The sequence below is a fragment of the Pedococcus sp. P5_B7 genome, from assembly GCF_054049895.1.
The window spans coordinates 93,836-110,795 of sequence record NZ_JBFULM010000009.1 but is presented as its reverse complement, the minus strand read 5'-3'; the positions used below and the strand labels follow the sequence as shown (position 1 = coordinate 110,795).

16 protein-coding genes and 2 tRNA genes are annotated in these 16,960 nt (G+C 70.9%); 12 read left to right on the top strand and 6 right to left on the bottom strand.

Annotated features, from left to right (window positions below; translation table 11 throughout):
- Window positions 1–189: helix-turn-helix domain-containing protein (locus tag ACXJKD_RS19390; RefSeq protein ID WP_457255868.1), on the bottom strand; the 189-nt coding region annotated here is incomplete at its 3' end.
- Window positions 190–532: 343 nt separating this feature from the next.
- Here ACXJKD_RS19390 and ACXJKD_RS19385 point away from each other — a divergent pair.
- Window positions 533–946, top strand: coding sequence for a hypothetical protein (locus ACXJKD_RS19385; protein ID WP_457256569.1), 414 nt, complete (start codon window positions 533–535; stop codon window positions 944–946).
- A gap of 528 nt (window positions 947–1,474) precedes the next feature.
- Here the strand turns inward: ACXJKD_RS19385 and ACXJKD_RS19380 are convergent.
- Window positions 1,475–2,140, bottom strand: coding sequence for a GNAT family N-acetyltransferase (locus ACXJKD_RS19380; RefSeq protein WP_457256568.1), 666 nt, complete (start codon window positions 2,138–2,140; stop codon window positions 1,475–1,477).
- 268 nt (window positions 2,141–2,408) lie between these two features.
- Between ACXJKD_RS19380 and ACXJKD_RS19375 the strand changes: the two genes are divergently transcribed.
- Genes ACXJKD_RS19375 through ACXJKD_RS19365 form a run of 3 tightly spaced genes read left to right on the top strand, consistent with a single transcriptional unit; the run spans window position 2,409 to window position 6,046 of the window.
- Window positions 2,409–3,440 (top strand): iron ABC transporter substrate-binding protein, encoded by a 1,032-nt coding sequence (locus ACXJKD_RS19375; protein ID WP_457256567.1) that lies wholly within the window; start codon window positions 2,409–2,411, stop codon window positions 3,438–3,440.
- A gap of 42 nt (window positions 3,441–3,482) precedes the next feature.
- Window positions 3,483–4,976: an ABC transporter permease gene (locus tag ACXJKD_RS19370; RefSeq protein WP_457256566.1), complete on the top strand. Its 1,494-nt coding sequence runs from the start codon at window positions 3,483–3,485 to the stop codon at window positions 4,974–4,976.
- Window positions 4,973–6,046, top strand: a complete 1,074-nt coding sequence (locus ACXJKD_RS19365) for an ABC transporter ATP-binding protein (RefSeq protein WP_457256564.1) — start codon at window positions 4,973–4,975, stop codon at window positions 6,044–6,046. Before ACXJKD_RS19370 ends, ACXJKD_RS19365 begins: the two co-directional genes overlap by 4 nt.
- Here ACXJKD_RS19365 and ACXJKD_RS19360 read toward each other — a convergent pair.
- Complete coding sequence (locus ACXJKD_RS19360; protein ID WP_457256562.1) at window positions 6,016–8,706, bottom strand: AMP-binding protein; 2,691 nt, start codon at window positions 8,704–8,706, stop codon at window positions 6,016–6,018. The genes ACXJKD_RS19365 and ACXJKD_RS19360 overlap by 31 nt on opposite strands.
- A 24-nt stretch (window positions 8,707–8,730) precedes the next feature.
- Window positions 8,731–9,594 carry an alpha/beta fold hydrolase gene (locus ACXJKD_RS19355; protein ID WP_457256560.1) on the bottom strand — a complete coding sequence of 288 codons (864 nt, stop codon included), beginning with the start codon at window positions 9,592–9,594 and terminating at the stop codon, window positions 8,731–8,733.
- Window positions 9,595–9,672: 78 nt separating this feature from the next.
- Here ACXJKD_RS19355 and ACXJKD_RS19350 point away from each other — a divergent pair, with 78 nt between their 5' ends.
- From ACXJKD_RS19350 to ACXJKD_RS19315, 8 genes are all read left to right on the top strand, one after another.
- A complete protein-coding gene (locus ACXJKD_RS19350; protein WP_457256559.1) occupies window positions 9,673–10,635 on the top strand; it encodes a pirin family protein in 963 nt (320 codons plus the stop codon).
- A 14-nt stretch (window positions 10,636–10,649) separates the two neighbouring features.
- Window positions 10,650–10,883: a hypothetical protein gene (locus tag ACXJKD_RS19345; protein ID WP_457256557.1), complete on the top strand. Its 234-nt coding sequence runs from the start codon at window positions 10,650–10,652 to the stop codon at window positions 10,881–10,883.
- Window positions 10,880–11,719, top strand: a complete 840-nt coding sequence (locus tag ACXJKD_RS19340) for an oxidoreductase (RefSeq protein WP_457256556.1) — start codon at window positions 10,880–10,882, stop codon at window positions 11,717–11,719. Before ACXJKD_RS19345 ends, ACXJKD_RS19340 begins: the two co-directional genes overlap by 4 nt.
- Window positions 11,720–11,759: 40 nt before the next feature.
- Window positions 11,760–12,812, top strand: a complete 1,053-nt coding sequence (locus ACXJKD_RS19335) for a PHP domain-containing protein (protein ID WP_457256554.1) — start codon at window positions 11,760–11,762, stop codon at window positions 12,810–12,812.
- A gap of 99 nt (window positions 12,813–12,911) precedes the next feature.
- Entirely contained in the window at window positions 12,912–13,820 is a 909-nt protein-coding gene (locus ACXJKD_RS19330; RefSeq protein ID WP_457256552.1) for a hypothetical protein, read from the top strand.
- Window positions 13,817–14,191 (top strand): GntR family transcriptional regulator, encoded by a 375-nt coding sequence (locus ACXJKD_RS19325; RefSeq protein WP_457256550.1) that lies wholly within the window; start codon window positions 13,817–13,819, stop codon window positions 14,189–14,191. The genes ACXJKD_RS19330 and ACXJKD_RS19325 overlap by 4 nt, the downstream gene beginning before the upstream one ends.
- Window positions 14,192–14,356: 165 nt before the next feature.
- A tRNA-Glu gene (locus tag ACXJKD_RS19320) sits at window positions 14,357–14,429 on the top strand.
- Between the two features lie 20 nt (window positions 14,430–14,449).
- Window positions 14,450–14,523: transfer RNA gene (locus ACXJKD_RS19315), tRNA-Asp, on the top strand.
- Between the two features lie 131 nt (window positions 14,524–14,654).
- Here the strand turns inward: ACXJKD_RS19315 and ACXJKD_RS19310 are convergent.
- Together ACXJKD_RS19310 and ACXJKD_RS19305 are read right to left on the bottom strand one after the other, a co-directional pair.
- Window positions 14,655–15,551 (bottom strand): TauD/TfdA dioxygenase family protein, encoded by an 897-nt coding sequence (locus ACXJKD_RS19310; protein ID WP_457256548.1) that lies wholly within the window; start codon window positions 15,549–15,551, stop codon window positions 14,655–14,657.
- Entirely contained in the window at window positions 15,548–16,927 is a 1,380-nt protein-coding gene (locus tag ACXJKD_RS19305) for an LLM class flavin-dependent oxidoreductase (protein WP_457256547.1), read from the bottom strand. The genes ACXJKD_RS19310 and ACXJKD_RS19305 overlap by 4 nt, the downstream gene beginning before the upstream one ends.
- Window positions 16,928–16,960: the final 33 nt, after the last annotated feature.

Here is a 16,960-nt window from a genome sequence, read left to right as displayed (position 1 = left end):
ACACGACCGTGGCCGATGAGACCGGTCACCCAGGTTCTCCAGCCCGCCACCCTCGTACCGCGACAGCCACTCATGAAGGGTCTTGCGTGCAACCCCGAACCGGGCCGCCACTTCGGTGACGGTCGCGCCCTCACCGATCACCGCCAACACCGCCTGATACCGCTGCTCAGCCACACTCATCTCCCGCATCTCGAGAGTGTCACCGATCAACCGGAGTAGAACTGTCACCCATCAACCGAGGGACTTCAGGCCCACACACGTCTGTGTACGACTTCGCCTGATGCTTGACGTTTGGGCTTCGGTTGATGCTTCGCGGTGTTCCGGTTGATGGCTGACCCCTGTTCCGGCTGATCCAGGGTCTCTCCGGCGTGTTCGACGTCGGCACGCCAATCCGGTTGAGGAGACTCAACGGGAGGCAAACGGCTTTACCAAACCTTTAACAACTTGTTCTTACGTTTACCGAACTCAGGTCAAGTCAACATGCTTTGATCGAAACAAGGATCATTCGGCACGAATCCACGCAGGGGGCGACATGGCAAATGAGCTCGGCACCGTCATCGAGGAACGGCTGCGCGAAAAGGGTTGGTCGGTAGCCCACTTCACGCTTGAGAGCGGCATGAGCGCAGAGGTCGTCGCGACCCTGATCGGCCCGGATCAGCTGCCCTGCATGCCAGACGAGAGGACGCTTGCATCCCTTTCGAAGGGGCTCGGAGTGCCCTATCGAGAACTGGTCGTCGCCGCGGCCGTGGCATGCGGGCTTCCGAAGAACCAAGAGGGCGAGCCCACGTTCGTCCTTCGCTTCGTGACGAACCAGGAACTGATCAACGAGCTGCGTCGGCGGCTGGTGCGCGGTCGCAACAACGCAGACCCGCACCAACGCCGGATCACCCACCTCGCGCTCATGCAGACCGCCCTGGCAGTCGGCGACGAGGCCGAGGCAAGCTGACCCATGCTTGGCGCCCTCTGGCGCCTACCCCTAGCCCGACCAGGATGGGTCGGCGGGGAGAGATCCCGCCGCGGCGCTAGGTGTCCTGCCCTCCCGGCCAACCCCCTGCGCCGGAAACCCCCTGCGCCGCCGGTGCCTTGGCAGCTGGCCCGCCACGACGGCGTGCAGCTCGCGCTTGGGCCAGTGGCAACCCCCCGGGTCGCCGAGTGTTTGGCCCAGCAGCCGGCGGGTATCAGAGCGGACACCACGGCCCGGGGTTGAGGCTGCCAGCCCCCCTCGTGGCCTCTCTCGGGCCGTGGGTCAGCACAGACGCCGCGGCCCGGGACCAGGGGTGGCACGACACCCGGGCCGCGGTCCTGGCCATTGCGCAAGCTGCGACAGGGACCGCGTGCCGAACTGCTCGGGTCTTTCCGCCAGCGTTGGACATCGCGTTGAAGAACTTTCCTGGTCTCCGTCGGCTGGCGGACCTGACGCGCATCGTAGTTCTCGAACGCCGAATTCAGTTGGCCAGAGCACCGCCCAAGCGGGTCAGGCCAGACTGGCTGGGTCTCCGAGGAACATCGGAAGCGCCTCGTCCACGCCGGAGACCAGGACCTCGCCCTTGCGGCTGTTCGCGTGCCAGGGCTCTGCGGTCAGGCGCAGGCGATCCGAGACCACCACCTCCTCACCGCGTCGATCGCGGGAGATGCCGTCAGCGAGGTATCCGAGCTTGCGGGACACACCCTGTGACTTGTGGTTGTCCTGGAACACCTCGGTCGTGGCGTCCGTGGCACCCAGGTGGTCGAAAGCCAGCGTCAGCAGGGCGGTGCGAGCCTCGGTGCCATAGCCCTGGCCCTGCCACGGAACACCGAGCCAGCTCGACGTCGTGACCTCCCGGTTCACCCTGAAGTCAGCGGCGCGCAGACTGGCGACCCCGAGCGCTTCCCCGGTGGGGAGGAAGACACCCAGGCCAAGTCGCCAGGCGTCGAGCGACCACGTGGCCAGCGACGACCAGTGGGACCGGAGCACCGAGCGCGCTCGCTCCTCGGGGCTACCTTCCGTCCACGGCGTCAGGAACGGCCGTTCGTCCTTGCCGTGGACGCCGTCGGCTGCCACGCGGGCCAAGGCCTCCAACTCGGAGTCAGAGGGGAGCTTGAGCACCAGTCGCGCGGTGCACAGGGTCAGGCCGAAGGTGGGCCACAGGTCGGCGAACATGACCGTCATCCTGCCGAGTCACCGAGCCCGACCGCCTCCCCTTTGCGACGCCAACGCGAGCTCCGCGGCATACCCCCTGCACTCCTGGCCACTGGTGCGGCAGCGGAGGGCAGGAAACGAGGCCCGGGCCGCACGGTTGGCCAGAAGCGCGAGAAACGGGGAGAAGACGGGGGTCTCGGCGGTCAGCCGAGAGGCTGTAACCTCTAGTTAGGTAAGGCTTCCCTTGTCGACGCAGGACGCGTCGCCGGACGACCCCAGGAGAACTGACGTGGCCCTTCGACGTTCCATCCTCGCTGCACTGGGCGTGGTGAGCATGGTGGGCCTCACGGCCTGCGGCAACGGCACCCTCGAAGCAGGCAAGAACCTCGACCCCGACAAGCTCACCATCTACAGCGCCCAGCACGAGAACCTCACCCAGGCGTGGGCGAAGAAGTTCAAGGACGACACCGGGATCGACGTCCAGATCCGCTACGGCAACGACTCGTCGATGGGCAACCAGATCGTCCAGGAGGGCGCCAAGTCGCCCGCCGACGTCTTCCTCACCGAGAACTCCCCGGCGATGACGACCGTGCAGGACGCCGGACTGCTCGCGACGGTCGACCCCGCCACCGTGGGTCAGGTCGGTGCGGCCTATGCCCCGAGCAGCAAGCAGTGGGTCGGGATCGCTGCGCGTTCCACGGTGCTCGTCTACAACCCCAGCAAGATCACCGAGGCCGAGCTGCCGAAGTCGATCATGGACCTGCAGGACCCGAGGTGGAGTGGCAAGTGGGGCGCCGCGGCAGGGGGCGCCGACTTCCAGGCCATCGTCTCCGCGATCGTCGCGACCGAGGGAGAGGCCAAGGCGGCCGCGTGGCTCAAGGGCCTCAAGGACGGCGGCAAGATCTACCAGAACAACATCGCCGTGATGAAGGCCGTGAACGCCGGGCAGGTCCCCGTCGGGATCATGTACCACTACTACTGGTACCGCGACCAGGCCCTCACCAAGGCCGGCAGCAAGAACACCAAGCTCCTCTACTTCCGCAACCAGGACCCGGGCGCGTTCGTCAGCCTGTCCGGTGGCGCGGTCCTCAAGGCCAGCAAGCACGCCGCCAACGCCCAGAGGTTCCTGGCCTTCGTGACCGGCCCCGAGGGCCAGAAGATGCTCGCCACCAGCGACGCGAAGGAGTATGCCGTCGGCAACGGTGTCGCGTCCGACCCGGCCCTCGAGCCGCTGCCGTCCCTCCAGGCTCCCGACCTCGACCCGTCAAAGCTCAACGGGCCCAAGGTCATCGAGCTCATGACGAAGGCGGGCATCCTCTAGGTGGCCCGGTCCGCCGCGGGGACGCGCTCCCCAGTCCCGGTCGTGGTCACGAGCCTCGCGGTCGCAGTGCTGTGCCTGCTGCCGCTAGGGGTGGTCGTGGCCGCGAGCGTCGACGTGGGCTGGGACGCCGCCCGCACCCTGCTGTGGCGTCCCCGCGTGGCGGAGCTCCTGCGCAACACGACGGCCCTGGTCGTCCTGACGGTGACGGCCACGACCCTCCTCGGCGTCACGACGGCCTGGCTCGTCGAGCGGACCGCACTGCCGGGCGCGCGGGTCTGGCGGGTGCTCATGGTGTGCCCCCTCGCCGTCCCGGCGTTCGTCAACAGCTACGCCTGGGTCACCGTCCGGCCGGACCTCGAGGGCCTGCGCGGCGCCGTGCTGGTGACGACGCTGTCCTACTTCCCCTTCGTCTTCCTCCCGGTGTCGGCAGCCCTGCGCAGCCTCGACCCGACCGTGGAGGAGACCGCGCGATCGCTCGGGCTCGGGTCATGGCGTGCCTTCGCGCGAGCCGTCCTGCCCCAGCTGCGCCACGCCACCCTCGGCGGGATGCTCCTGGTGTCGCTGCACCTGCTCGCCGAGTTCGGGGTGCTGGCGATGCTGCGCTTCCCGACCTTCACCACCGCCATCCTCGAGCAGTTCCAGGTCGCGTTCAGCGACAGCGCCGGGAGCCTGCTCGCGCTCGTCCTCATCGGACTGTGCCTGGGGCTGCTCACGGCCGACCAGCTCCTGCGCGGCACGAGCCGTCAGGCCCGAGTCGGCCGTGGCGCGGCCCGCCGCCCGGTGCGTGCAGCTCTGGGTCGGTGGCGAGCCCCGGCGCTAGCCCTCATGGGCGTCCTCACGGCGGCGGCACTGGGCGTCCCGATCGTGAGCCTCGCGAGGTGGCTCGCCGCCGGAGACCCCACCTTCGACGGGCGGACCTGGCTCGTGACGGTCGGGAGCACGGTCGGCCTGGCGCTCGTGGCGGGCTTGCTCACCGTGGTGGCAGCCTTCCCGGTCGCCTGGCTGATCAGCCGGCGGAGGTCCTGGCTGAGCATCCTCACCGAGCGAGCCACGTATGTCGCGTCGTCGCTCCCCGGGGTCGTGGTCGCCCTGGCACTGGTCACCTTGACGATCCGGTACGCGCGGCCGGTCTACCAGACCAGCATCGTCCTCATCGCGGCATACGCGATCCTCTTCATCCCGCGCGCGATGGTGAGCATCCGCGCGTCGATGGCGCACGCTCCGGAAGAGCTCACCCAGGCGGCGCGCGCGCTGGGCGCCGGACCGGTCCGCACCTTCGCCAGGGTCCTGCTCCCCCTCACGCTCCCGGGCGCGCTGGCCGGCTTCGCGATGGTGTTCATCGCGGTCTCGACCGAGCTGACCGCGACGCTGATCCTCGCGCCGACCGGAGTGCGCACCCTCGCGACGGCGTTCTGGAGCGCCAGTGAGAGCATCGACTACGCAGGTGCTGCGCCCTATGCCGCCGCACTGATCCTCGTGTCGACGCCCGTGACCTACCTGCTGCTCCACCGTTCCGATGAGGAGCCCGACCTGTGACCACGCTTCTCGTGCGCGGCGTGCGTGCCACCTACGGACCCACCGAGGTGCTGCACGGCATCGACCTGGTCGTCCCCTCGGGGTCGACGACGGCGATCCTCGGGCCGTCCGGCTGCGGCAAGACCACCCTGTTGCGCGTGGTCACCGGGTTCCAGCCGCCCACCGCCGGGTCGGTCGTCCTCGACGACGAGACCGTGGCCGGCGACGGCGCGTGGACGCCGCCCGAGCGCAGGAGGATCGGCTACGTGGCGCAGGAGGGCAACCTCTTCCCGCACCTCTCGATCGCGGCCAACGTGGCCTTCGGGCTCCCCCGGGCCGAACGCAAGGACACCGAGCGGATCGCCGAGCTGCTCGGCCTCCTGGGGCTCGACGCCGGGCTCATGGGCCGGCGTCCCGACCAGCTCTCGGGCGGCCAGCAGCAGCGAGTGGCCATCGCCCGCGCCCTCGCCCCGCGCCCGCGGCTCGTCGTCCTCGACGAGCCCTTCTCCTCCCTCGACACCGGCCTGCGCGCCGCCACCCGCGAAGCGGTGGCCGAGGCCCTGCACCACGAAGGCGTCACCGTCGTCCTGGTCACGCACGACCAGGCCGAGGCGCTGTCCTTCGCAGACCAGGTGGCGATCATGCACGAAGGTCGCCTCTCCCAGGTCGGGACCCCCGTGCAGGTGTATGCCGCGCCGGCTGACCGCCGTTCGGCGGAGTTCCTCGGGGAGGCACAGTTCGTCAGCGGGGTCGTCCGGGGCAACCGGGTCGACTGCGCGCTCGGGGAGCTCGTGCTCGACGGTCGGGCGCCCGATGGGTCAGTCGACGTGCTCGTCCGCCCCGAGCAGCTCCGACTGGTCAAGGGGCCCGGAGGTCGTCAGGCCGAGGTCGTGTCGACGACCTACTTCGGCCACGACGCGCTGGTCACGCTCGACCTCGTCGACCGGGACGGCCACCCGGGCCTGCGCGTCACGGCCCGCGTCAACGGGTCGGAGGCCTGGGCTGTCGGCACGCCCGTGTCGGTGGACGTGGTCGGTCCCGTGCGCGCCTTCGTCGACGGTCAGGCCGGGACGGTGCCGAGCCCGGGCTGACGCTCGGCCGCGCCCTCGGGTCGCGCCTGCCGACGCCACCGGGCGGCACCGCGCAGGCGCGCGCCAGCCCCACGGGCCACCCGGCACGTCGCGGTGCTGGCCCAGCCCCAGGCCTTCCAGTAGGCAAGCCCCACAGCGAGCGAGGCCAGGACGGCCAGGCCCGAGCTCACGTGCATCACGTGCGGGTAGACGACGAAGTGCGTCAGGTAGACGAAGAGCGATGCCGACGCCACGGCCGACACCGCACCCACGGCCCGGGCCGGCACCGGCAGGGTCGGCACCCAGATGAGCAGCAGCACGCCAGCGATGATCGTCGCCGCGCGGCCCGACATGGCCGGCCAGAACCCGGGCAGCGTCAGCACGGGGACTGCCGAGACGAGAAGGCGCTGCCACGTGGTCCTGGCCCGGCTGGCCGCCCAGCCGGTGGCGAACAGCCAGAGGAGCACCAGTGCATTCGCACCCCGGTAGGGGCCCGCGTCAGGGATCACGACGGCATACCTCGTCAACAGGCCGAGCCCCACCAAGGCCATCGGCACCGCGAACGGGTGTCGGCGCTCCAGCCGGTCGAAGCCCGGCACGAGGACGAGCAGGGCACTCCCGAGGAGCAGCGCCACCAGGGCCTCGATGAACCAGAAGTGCCAGTGCGGGCCCCATCGGGCCCAGTCGCCCAACACCTGGTTGAGCATGAGGACGTTGCGCCAGTCATAGGTGCCCACGGTGAGCGCGACGAGCGAGATCCAGACGGCGCTCGGGGCCCAGATGCGCGCAGCGCCCTGCAGGATCCTGGCCGCCCGCTCGCGGCGCGGCCGGCCGGTGAGCTGGAAGCGGGCGAGGTTGTAGCCCGCGATGACGAGCAGCGTGTGTGCCCCTCCGGGCAGCTCGGCGAGCTTCGTGTGGTTGGCGAGGATGAGGATGACCGCGAGAGCCCGGATGACGACGTTGGTCTCCACCCGTCGCCACCGGGGTCGCCGGTCGGTCGTCGGCTGCCTCGCGCTGGTGTCCACCAGCTCGGCCGGGGTGAGCCGCTGCCACTGCGCGGGAAGCGCTCCGAGCACCTCCTCCAGACGGACCGACACCTCCACGTAGGACAGTGAGTCACCGCCGAGGTCGACGAAGCTGGTCCGGGCGCTCGCATCCGGCCGGCCCAGGAGGTGTCGGTAGAGGTTGACGACGAGGGCGCACCGATCGGCTCCGCCGGTGTCGACGTCGTCGGCGATGGCGTCGAGCTGGCTTCGCATCGCGAGGTAGTCGGGCTTGCCCGTGGACAGGATCGGGAGCTCGCACCCGTCGAGGACCACCACCGCGGTCCGGGGGAGGCCGTGGCGCTGGCCCGTGACGGTCAGCAGCGTCTCCGCGTGGTCGGGACGTGGTGTCACCAGGCCAAGCCGACCGTCGAGGTCGACGCAGCGCACCGGAGTGCCGTCGTCGCCGAGGTCGCGCTCGAGGTGGTCCAGGTCCACCCGCAGCCCGAGCACCTTCGCGAAGCGGCTGCGGCGTCCGACGACCCGCACCACGCCCCCCGCGTCGACCGTCCCCAGGTCTCCGGTGCGCAGCTCGTGCACCTCGCGACCGCGGGCCAGGTCGGCCGGCGAGGTCGCGTAGCCGAGCATCACGTTGGGGCCGGTGTAGACCAGCTCACCCACGCCCACAGCAGCCGGGGGGTCGCCCGCCATCTCGTCGAAGGGGTCGACCCGGAACGCGCCGCCGGGCACGGCGACCCCGACCGCGTCGGGACGCATCGACGCGAGCGCCGGGGGCAGCACCGCCATCCGCGCAGTGGCCTCGGTCTGCCCGTACATCGTGGAGAACCGCCAGCCGCGCTCCGCCGCGAGCGCCCGGAACCGGGACGCGGTCGCGAGGGGGAGGGCACCGCCCGCCTGCGTGATGGTGCGCAGCCCGGGCAGGTCCATCTCGGCCAGCCCCACCCGCTCGAGCAGCTCGTAGGTGTGCGGGACACCCGACAAGCCTGTGGCGCCTGATCTCCGGAAGAGCTCCCAGTAGCAGGGGTCGACCACCGAGAAGTCGCTCAGGACGAGGCTGGCTCCGCAGGCGAGGTGGCTGTGCACCACGGACAGCCCGTAGCTGTAGTGGACCGGCAGGGTGGCCATCGCGCGGTCGCGCTCGGTGAGCGCCAGGGCCTGGACGATCGAGGTCGCGTTGCTGTCGAGGTTGTCGTGCGACAACCGCACCAGCTTGGGCGAGCCCGTCGACCCGGAGGTCGTGAGCAGCAGGGCCAGGTCGGGGTGCAGGTCGTGCTCGGGCGCCCCGTCCTGGGCTCGCACCGTCCAGGTCGAGCCGGCCCGCTGCACCAGGGTCCCCGGCCGGTACCTCTCGACCAGCCCGGCCACGTGCTCGGGCCGGTCGCCGGGGACGAGGAGCACCACGTGTCCACGGCTCAGGGCGGCCAGGTAGGTGACGAGCCAGTCGGCGGTGTTCTCGGCCGCCATGAGCACCAGCTGACGGGTGGCGGAGTACTGCCGAGCCGCCTCCCGCACCGCAGCCGCCAGCTCGAGATAGGTGAGGTCGCCCGACGGCGCGTACACCGCAGCCCGGTCACCCCACTCCTCGAGCCGCTCGACGAACCCGACGCAGGCGCGATCCAACGCGGGATCCAAGGCGGGACCTGTGGGTTGGCTGTGCGGAGCGAACGCGAGTGACACGCGGGCGACTATATTAGGGTTGGCTTACCTAACCAAGTCCTCGCGCCCTGGTCGTCGAGCCCGAGCCAGCGCCTCGACGACCAGGGCGCCGAACAGCTCTGGATACGTGAACGGGTTGTTGTGCGAGCCCGGCAGCACCGCCCGGTGGCTCGAGGCGCCGGCTCGACTGGCCAGCAGGTCCAGCCAGTCGCGTGGGGCGAACGAGTCCGCCAGCCCTGCCGTCACGGTGAGCGGCACCGTCAGCAGGCCCACCCTCTTGTCGGTCGGGTGCCGACGGGCGGACTGCACGATACGGGCGAGGTCGGTGCGCACCCGGGCGACGTCCTTGAGCACCACGAGCTCCCTGGGTGGGTCCTTCAGGTAGGACGTGAGCGCGGCGGGGACGAGCCAGCGCAGCCTTCGCTGATCGGGCGTGAAGGTCGGCCCGCCCATCACCAGGGCCAGGCCGGGTCGAGTCCGCTGGACCCTCAGGACTGCCTCGAGAGCCACTTGGGCGCCGGTCGAGTGGCCCACGACGACGACCGGGCCCGCCTCCTGACGGCGGAGCCAGGCCGCGGTGAGCTCCGACAGGCCGGCGATGGTCGGGACCGCTCGCTCCGCGCGACCGCTACCCGCACCGCGGCCGCGCCAGGCCAGGGCGTCGAGCAGCACGGTCTCGAGCCCTTCCGCTGCCAGGTGCCGAGCCAGGGGCAGCAGGTAGCGCGGCAGCCCGAGACCCGGGACCAGCACCGCCAGCCCCGACTGACTCGGGTCGTTCGGGTCGTTCAGGGCATCGGCCGCACGGCCCACCGGACGAGGCGTGAAGCGGCGGATCCGGAGCCGCGTGCCACCGACCTGCTCCCACAGCGTCAGCTCGCTGACGCCGTGGGCCGCGTCGTCACTGCTCATGGGGGTGTGCTCCGCGGGTTGTGGGGTTGTGCTCGATGCTCCCCCAGACAACCACACCCGCGGTGCGACACTGGTTTCGTGAGCAACGTCGAGACGCAGCCACAAGAGACCGTCTGCCCCACGACGCCACCCACCGGCGGCGTGGAGATCCTCGAGCCCCGCGAGGTGCCCCTCGGCGGCCCCCGCGCGATGACCGTGCGGCGCACCATCCCCCAGCGTCAGCGCTCCCTCATCGGCGCCTGGTGCTTCGCCGACCACTACGGCCCCGACGACGTGGGCGCCTCGGGTGGCATGGACGTCCCACCCCACCCGCACTGCGGGCTCCAGACCGTGAGCTGGCTCTTCACCGGCGAGATAGAGCACCGCGACAGCCTGGGCTCACACGCCCTGGTGCGCCCCGGCGCCGTGAACCTCATGACCGGCGGTCTCGGCATCGCCCACTCCGAGGTGTCGACGCCGGGCACCACGGTCCTGCACGGCGCCCAGCTCTGGGTCGCCCTCCCGGAGGCGCATCGCAACGCCCCCAAGGACTTCCAGCACCACGAGCCGACCCCCACCCGGGTCGACGGTGCCACCCTCAGCGTCTTCCTCGGCAGCCTGGCCGGCCAGACCTCCCCGGTCGCCACGTTCACCCCCCTGCTCGGTGCGGAGGTGACCGTCGACGCGGGCGCGACCGTCGAGCTCGGCCTCGACGCGGCATACGAGCACGGAGTGCTGGCCGACAGTGAAGGGCTCACCGTCAACGGCACGGCCACGCCGCGCAGCGCGATGGCCTACCTCCCCACCGACACCCCCGCGCTCCTGCTCACCAACACGTCCGACGCACCGGCCCGCGCCCTGCTCCTCGGCGGTCCGCCGTTCGGCGAGGCGATCGTCATGTGGTGGAACTTCGTGGGCCGCAGCCACGAGGACATCGTCGCTGCGCGCGACGAGTGGATGGCCCACTCCGCGCGGTTCGGCGAGGTGGAGGGGTATGCCGGTGACGTCCAGCACCTGCCGGCGCCCCCGATCCCAGCCGTGCGGATCCGCCCTCGGGGATGAGGCAGACTGGCCAGATGAGTCCCACCCCGGGCAACCGGCCCACCGGCATCGCCGCCTTCGCCCCGATCATCGTCGCCGTCTGCGCGATCGTCATCGTGCGCGAGGTGGTCGAGGCGGTCCTGCCCGACCTCAGCTCGTGGATCGCGTTCGTCATCGCCCTGGCCGTCGGCTGGCTCGCCTACGCAGGCGTGGAGCGGCTGTACGACCGGCGCAACGACCGGTCCAACGGTCCCCGCGACCAGTCGTGAGCCCGGCCCCCACCGGCCCCGTCCTCGTCACCGGCTGCTCGTCGGGGATCGGCCGCGCCACCGCGCAGGTCCTGCTCGAGGCCGGGCACATCGTCTACGCCACCGCCCGGCGCCCCGAGACCCTCCGCGACCTCGCGTCCCACGGCGCCCAGGTGCTCGCCCTCGACGTCACCTCCGAGGAGTCGATGTCGGTGGCCGTCAAGACGATCGAGGCCGACCACGGCCGGATCGGCGCGCTGGTCAACAACGCCGGCTACGGCGAGTACGGCACCATCGAGGAGACCGACCTCGAGAAGGTCCGGACCATGTTCGAGACCAATGTCTTCGGTCTCGCCCGCCTGACCCAGCTCGTGCTTCCCGCCATGCGCGAGGCGGGCGAGGGCCGGATCGTCAACGTCGGTTCCATGGGCGGTCGGTTCACCTTCCCCGTGGGCGGCTACTACCACTCGACCAAGTACGCCGTGGAGGCGCTGAGCGACGCCCTGCGCACCGAGGTCCGCAGGTTCGGCATCGGTGTCAGCCTCATCGAGCCAGGCCTCATCCGCACGGAGTTCGCGGGCACGGCACTTTCCTCCGATGCCGCTGGCACACAAGGGGATTCACCGTATGCCGCGTTGCTGGCTTCCAGCGCCAGCAACACTGCCGGTGGATACGGCAGCTCGCTGGTCTCCGCTCACCCGGAGGCCGTCGCCAAGGTCATCCGTCGCGCCATCGAGTCCCGCCACCCCAAGCCGAGGTACATCGTGACGCCCACGGCCCGGGCCCTGATCGCCATCCGTACCCTCGGCGGGTCCCGACTCTGGGACCTCATGATGCGCGCGCAGTTCGACACCTGAGCCCCGGGGACGGTCGGCCCACCGCCCTACACTCGACCGCGTGGTCGCCGCCGTCGAACCCCTCACCGCCCCCGTCGAGCCCGACGAGGCGCTGCGGCGCATCGCCTTCCTCCTCGAACGCGAGCGGGCCGGCAGCTACCGCGTGGAGGCGTTCCGCAAGGCCGTGTTCACGGTCCGCGATACACCCGAGGACGAGCTCCGGAGCCGGCACGAGGCGGGGACGCTCCAGGACCTGGCCGGCATCGGCGAGTCCACCGCCGCGGTGGTGAGCGAGGCGCTGGACGGCGAGCTCCCGGCATACCTGGAGTCGTTGCAGGACAAGGCGAAGCCCCTCGCCAAGGGCGGCGGCGAGCTGCTCGCCCGCATCAAGGGCGACTGCCACTCGCACTCCAACTGGTCGGACGGCGGGAGCCCCATCGACGAGATGGTGCTGACTGCGGTCGAGCTGGGCCACGAGTGGCTGGTGCTCACCGACCACTCGCCCCAGCTGCGGGTGGCCAACGGGCTCACCGCCGAGCGGCTCACCAAGCAGCTCGCCATCGTCGAGGCCATCAACGCCTCGCTCGACGGCCAGTTCCGGCTGCTGAAGGGGATCGAGGTCGACATCCTCGACGACGGAGCCCTCGACCAGACCGACACCATGCTGGGCAAGCTCGACCTGGTCACCGCCAGCGTCCACTCCAAGCTCAAGATGAACCGGGCACCGATGACGAAGAGGATGGTGGCGGCGGTGTCCACCCCGCGCGTCAACGTCCTCGGCCACTGCACCGGCCGGCTCGTCGAGGGGTCCCGTGGCACGCGACCGCAGTCAGACTTCGACGCGCAGGCGGTCTTCGAGGCCTGCGCCGAGCACGGCACCGCCGTGGAGATCAACAGCCGGCCGGAACGGCGCGACCCCCCGGACGACCTCATCCGACTCGCGATGGAGATCGGCTGCCTCTTCGCGATCGACTCCGATGCCCACGCGCCGGGTCAGCTGGAGATGAAGGCCTACGGCTGCGAGCGCGCCGAGGCGCTCGGGATCGACCCCGACCGGATCGTCACCACCTGGGACGTCGAGCGACTGCTGGAGTGGACTGCTGCGACCGGTTGACCGGCTGAGCTTGCTGAACAGCAGGCTTGACGGATCCCGTCGCCAATGTCTTAATGAGTTAAGTCATTGAGACAAACGGAGCGACGACAGGGGAACGTGATGGCTGGTCTGATCGTGGGGTTCATGGTCCTCCCCCTCCTGCTGGGTCTGGTGATCGCTGGCGTGTTCCGGGTGGTCGACACACTGCGGTCCCGTGGTGCGGCGCGCGCGGCCCAGACGCGTTCGCTGGTGGCCTCGGCCGCCACCGGCCTGGCCGGACTGGCTGCCGCAGCGGCGTGGCTCTGGCTGGCCGACGGGCTGGCGGACGGCGCCGTACCGGCGGCCCTCCCCGCCGTCGCGTGCACGGTCGCCGTCCTCACCGCGGCGGTCGCGGAGCTGACCTGGCCCCGACCCGCTGGAGCAGTGCGCACGGCGAGCCTCAGCCGACGGACGCCACGCCCGGCGCGGCTCACCCGGCTCGTCGCCGTGGGGCTGGCCGCGACGGCGACGGCGCTCGTCGTGGGTGCGGTGACTGCCGCGCCCGACGGCCGCTCCTTCGAACGGACCGCCCCCGGGGTCTCGGCCTTCGGCTTCCCCTATCCCGGCGCCCCTTACGCCCTGGCCGTGGGAGGCGCCTCCCTCCTCCTCGCGCTGGCCACCTGGTTCGCCTGGGCCAGGGTCGACGCCCGGCCGGCCCTCGGCCCGGGTCACGAGGCGCTCGACACGGCCGTCCGCGGCGCCTCGATGGTGCGGGTGCTGCGTCCGGCCGCCGTGGGTTCGCTCAGCACCGCAGCGGCGCTCTGGCTGACCATCGGGGCGACGATCAACACGGTGACCCAGAACCTGCGCATGAACGACGCGCAGACCCCCCAGCCGCCGTTCGACTGGGTGCAGAACCTCGGGTTCGCGGCCATCACGGTCGGCGTCGTGCTCCTGCTGCTCACCCTCGCAGCCCTCCTGTCCGGCAGTCCGCGCCTGCCTCGCGAGGACGCCGCACCCGCCCACGACGACGCCGAGGTGAGCGCGTGAGCGACCTGCTGGTCACCATCGACCTGGGCGCGGCGGAGCCGCCGTACGAGCAGGTGCGGGCCCAGCTCGCCGGCCTGATCGGCCGGGGCAGCCTGGCCGAGGGCGACCGGTTGCCCACCGTGCGAGCGCTGGCTGCCGACCTCGGGCTGGCGGTCAACACCGTGGCCCGCGCCTACAAGGAGCTCGAGGCGGAGGGTCTGGTGACCACCCGCCGACGGGCCGGGACGGTGGTCGCAGCGGGCTCGCAGCCGCTCGACGTCGCCCTCAACCGCAGCGCCGCCGAATACGCCATCCGGGCCGCGCGGGCCGGGCTCAGCGAGTCCGCCGCCGTCGACCTGGTCCGCGCCGCGCTCCGTGAGGCGCGCGCCTGACGAGCCACGCGGCACACCCTCGACCCCTGAGGCGAGCCGGGGCCAGCCGGACGGGCCCCGGCGCCCACGGACCCGTTTTGGTTATCGGGGCAGTCTGCCCTTATGCTTTCGCGAGTCCTCGACGGATCCGCGCCTGGCGCTAAACGGCGGGGGGCCGTTGAACTGGTCCCCATCGTCTAGCGGCCTAGGACCCCGCCCTTTCACGGCGGTAGCACGGGTTCGAATCCCGTTGGGGATACGCATTACCAGCACCATCTAGGCCCCGTAGCGCAGTTGGTTAGCGCGCCGCCCTGTCACGGCGGAGGTCGCCGGTTCGAGCCCGGTCGGGGTCGCCCCACACGAAAGGCCCGCACGAGAGTGCGGGCCTTTCGGCTGTTCTCCAGCGGACTCGCGCCTTTCGGCTGTTCTCCAGCGGAGTCGCGCGCCTGAGGCCGGCCCATGGCGCCGCCTGAGGCACCCGACGTCAGGCGGTGTAGTGCGACGCATCGCCCTCGATCACGCGGCTGCGCTCACCGGTCAGCCCGACCGGCACGTCACCGGCCACGGTCACGCGGTGGAGCTGGCGCGGCAGGCGGTCGTAGTTGTCGATCGCGTAGTGCTGGGTGATCCGGTTGTCGAAGATGACCAGCTGGTCGGGTTCCCAAGCAACTCTGACGACGTTCTCAGGTCGGCTCACGTAGGACTGGAGCATCCGGATCAGGTCACGGCTCTCGGACACGGACAACCCGACCAACCGCTGGGCGAATCCGCCCAGGTAGAGACCCTTCTCCCCCGACTCCGGGTGGACGCGCACGACCGGGTGAGCGGTGCGGAAGGCGATGGACGTGAACTCGGCGCGGTTCTCCCTGGTCTGGTCGTCGAGCGCTTCCTCGGGCTGCGCGTAGTCGTAGTCGTTGGTGTGGATCGCCCAGAGCGAGTCCGCGAGCAGCCGCAGCGGCTCCGGCAGGTCGCGGTAGGCGGCACCGGTGTTGGCGATGAGCGTCTCGCCGCCGTGCGGCGGCACGACCTTGCTCGAGAGGGTCGTGGCTTTCGGTGGTGCCTGCACGAAGGTGACGTCGGTGTGCCAGTGGTTGGCGACGCCCTTCTCGCTGTCGACCGGCAGCACGCGGGGGGCGCCGGGAGCGGACGCGACCGTGGGGTGGGCTGTGGTGAGCGCACCGAAGCGTGCGGCGAACCGCTCCTGCTCCTCGTCGGTGAGCGGTGCGCGCCGGAAGACGAGCGCCTTGTGCTCGAGCAGCGCCTGGTTGAGGAACTCGACCGTCTCGGCATCCAGCTCGGCAGCGGGGTCGACCCCGATGATCTCGGCGCCGATGCGCCCGGTGAGCTTGCGGACGTCCCGGTCGGTGGCGATGGCGGTCATGCGGCGTTCTCCTTCGTGTCGTGGAGCGAGGGGTGGTTCTGGGTGTTGGGGTTGGCTGGGCGGGCCAGTCCGTAGTGGTCGCGCAGGGTCTCGCCCGTGTACTCGGTGCGGAACAGCCCGCGTCGCTGCAGCTCGGGCACCACGAGGTCGACGAAGTCGTCGAGCCCGCCCGGCAGGGTCGGCGGCATGACGTTGAAACCGTCCGCCGCCCCTTGCTCGAACCACTCCTGGATCTGGTCCGCGACCTGGGTCGCGGTGCCCGCGAACACGCGGTGGCCGCGCCCACCGGCGAGGCGCTCGATGAGCTGCCGCACCGTGAGGCCCTCCCGGGCGGAGAGGTCGAGGACGAGCTGTTTGCGGCTCTGGTTGCCTTCCGTGCCCGCCTCGACCGGGGGCAGCGGCCCGTCGAGGTCCGCCTCCGTCAGCTCGTGGTCGAGCATGCTCGACAGCTGCGCCAGTCCGTATGCCGGGTTGATCAGGGCGTTGAGCTCGGCCTCCTTGGCCTGGGCCTCCGCTTCCGTGCGGCCGATGACCGGGCTGATCCCCGGGAGGATCAGCAGCTCCTCGGGGCGCCGACCGTGCGCGGTGAGCCGCCCCTTGAGGTCGGCGTAGAAGCCCTGCGCCTCCTCAAGGGTCTGCTGCGCAGTGAAGACGGCCTCGGCGAAGCGGGCTGCGTACTCCTTGCCGGACTCGCTCGACCCCGCCTGGACCAGCAGCGGGTAGCCCTGGACCGGCCTGCGGATGTTGAGCGGGCCCCGCACCTCGTAGTGCTCGCCCCGGTGGTCGACCGGGGTGATCAGGTCGGTGTCGGCGTAGATCCCGGCAGCCTTGTCCGCGACCACTGCCTCGTCGTCGAAGGAGTCCCAGAGGGCCTGGGCCAGCTGCACGAACTCGGTGGCCCGGGCATACCTCGCCTCGTGGTCGGGACGGTCGGTCAGGCCGAAGTTGCGCGCCTCGTCCTGACCGGCGCTGGTGACGATGTTCCACCCCGCCCGGCCACCGCTGAGGTGGTCGAGCGACGCGAAGGCCCGCGCCAACGTGTAGGGGTGGTTGTAGGTCGTCGAGGCCGTCGCGATCAGGCCCACGTGGCTGGTCGACGCGGCGAGCGCCGCGAGCAGCGTCAACGGCTCGAAGGCGCTGTGCGTGTTGTGCCGCACCTTGCCGTGCAGGGCGACGCTGTCGGCGAAGAACACCGAGTCGAGGCGTCCGCGCTCGGCGGTCCGTGCGATGTCGACGTAGTGCTGGAGGGTCAGCGCCCTGGCCGGCTCGACGTCGGGGTGACGCCAGGCCGCCTCGTGGTGTCCGGTGGACATGATGAACGCGTTGAGATGGAGCTCTCTGGGGGCAGGAGCCGGAGTCGTGGGGTTTGAGGACATGGATCGTGTTTCCTTCCAAGGGTTCTGTGCGTT

Coding starts and splice junctions, on each gene's coding strand:
- ACXJKD_RS19385 (WP_457256569.1), top strand. CDS start 533: ATGGCAAATGAGCTCGGCACCGTCATCGAGGAACGGCTGCGCGAAAAG.
- ACXJKD_RS19380 (WP_457256568.1), bottom strand. CDS start 2,140: ATGTTCGCCGACCTGTGGCCCACCTTCGGCCTGACCCTGTGCACCGCG.
- ACXJKD_RS19355 (WP_457256560.1), bottom strand. CDS start 9,594: ATGAGCAGTGACGACGCGGCCCACGGCGTCAGCGAGCTGACGCTGTGG.
- ACXJKD_RS19345 (WP_457256557.1), top strand. CDS start 10,650: ATGAGTCCCACCCCGGGCAACCGGCCCACCGGCATCGCCGCCTTCGCC.
- ACXJKD_RS19330 (WP_457256552.1), top strand. CDS start 12,912: ATGGCTGGTCTGATCGTGGGGTTCATGGTCCTCCCCCTCCTGCTGGGT.
- ACXJKD_RS19310 (WP_457256548.1), bottom strand. CDS start 15,551: ATGACCGCCATCGCCACCGACCGGGACGTCCGCAAGCTCACCGGGCGC.
- ACXJKD_RS19305 (WP_457256547.1), bottom strand. CDS start 16,927: ATGTCCTCAAACCCCACGACTCCGGCTCCTGCCCCCAGAGAGCTCCAT.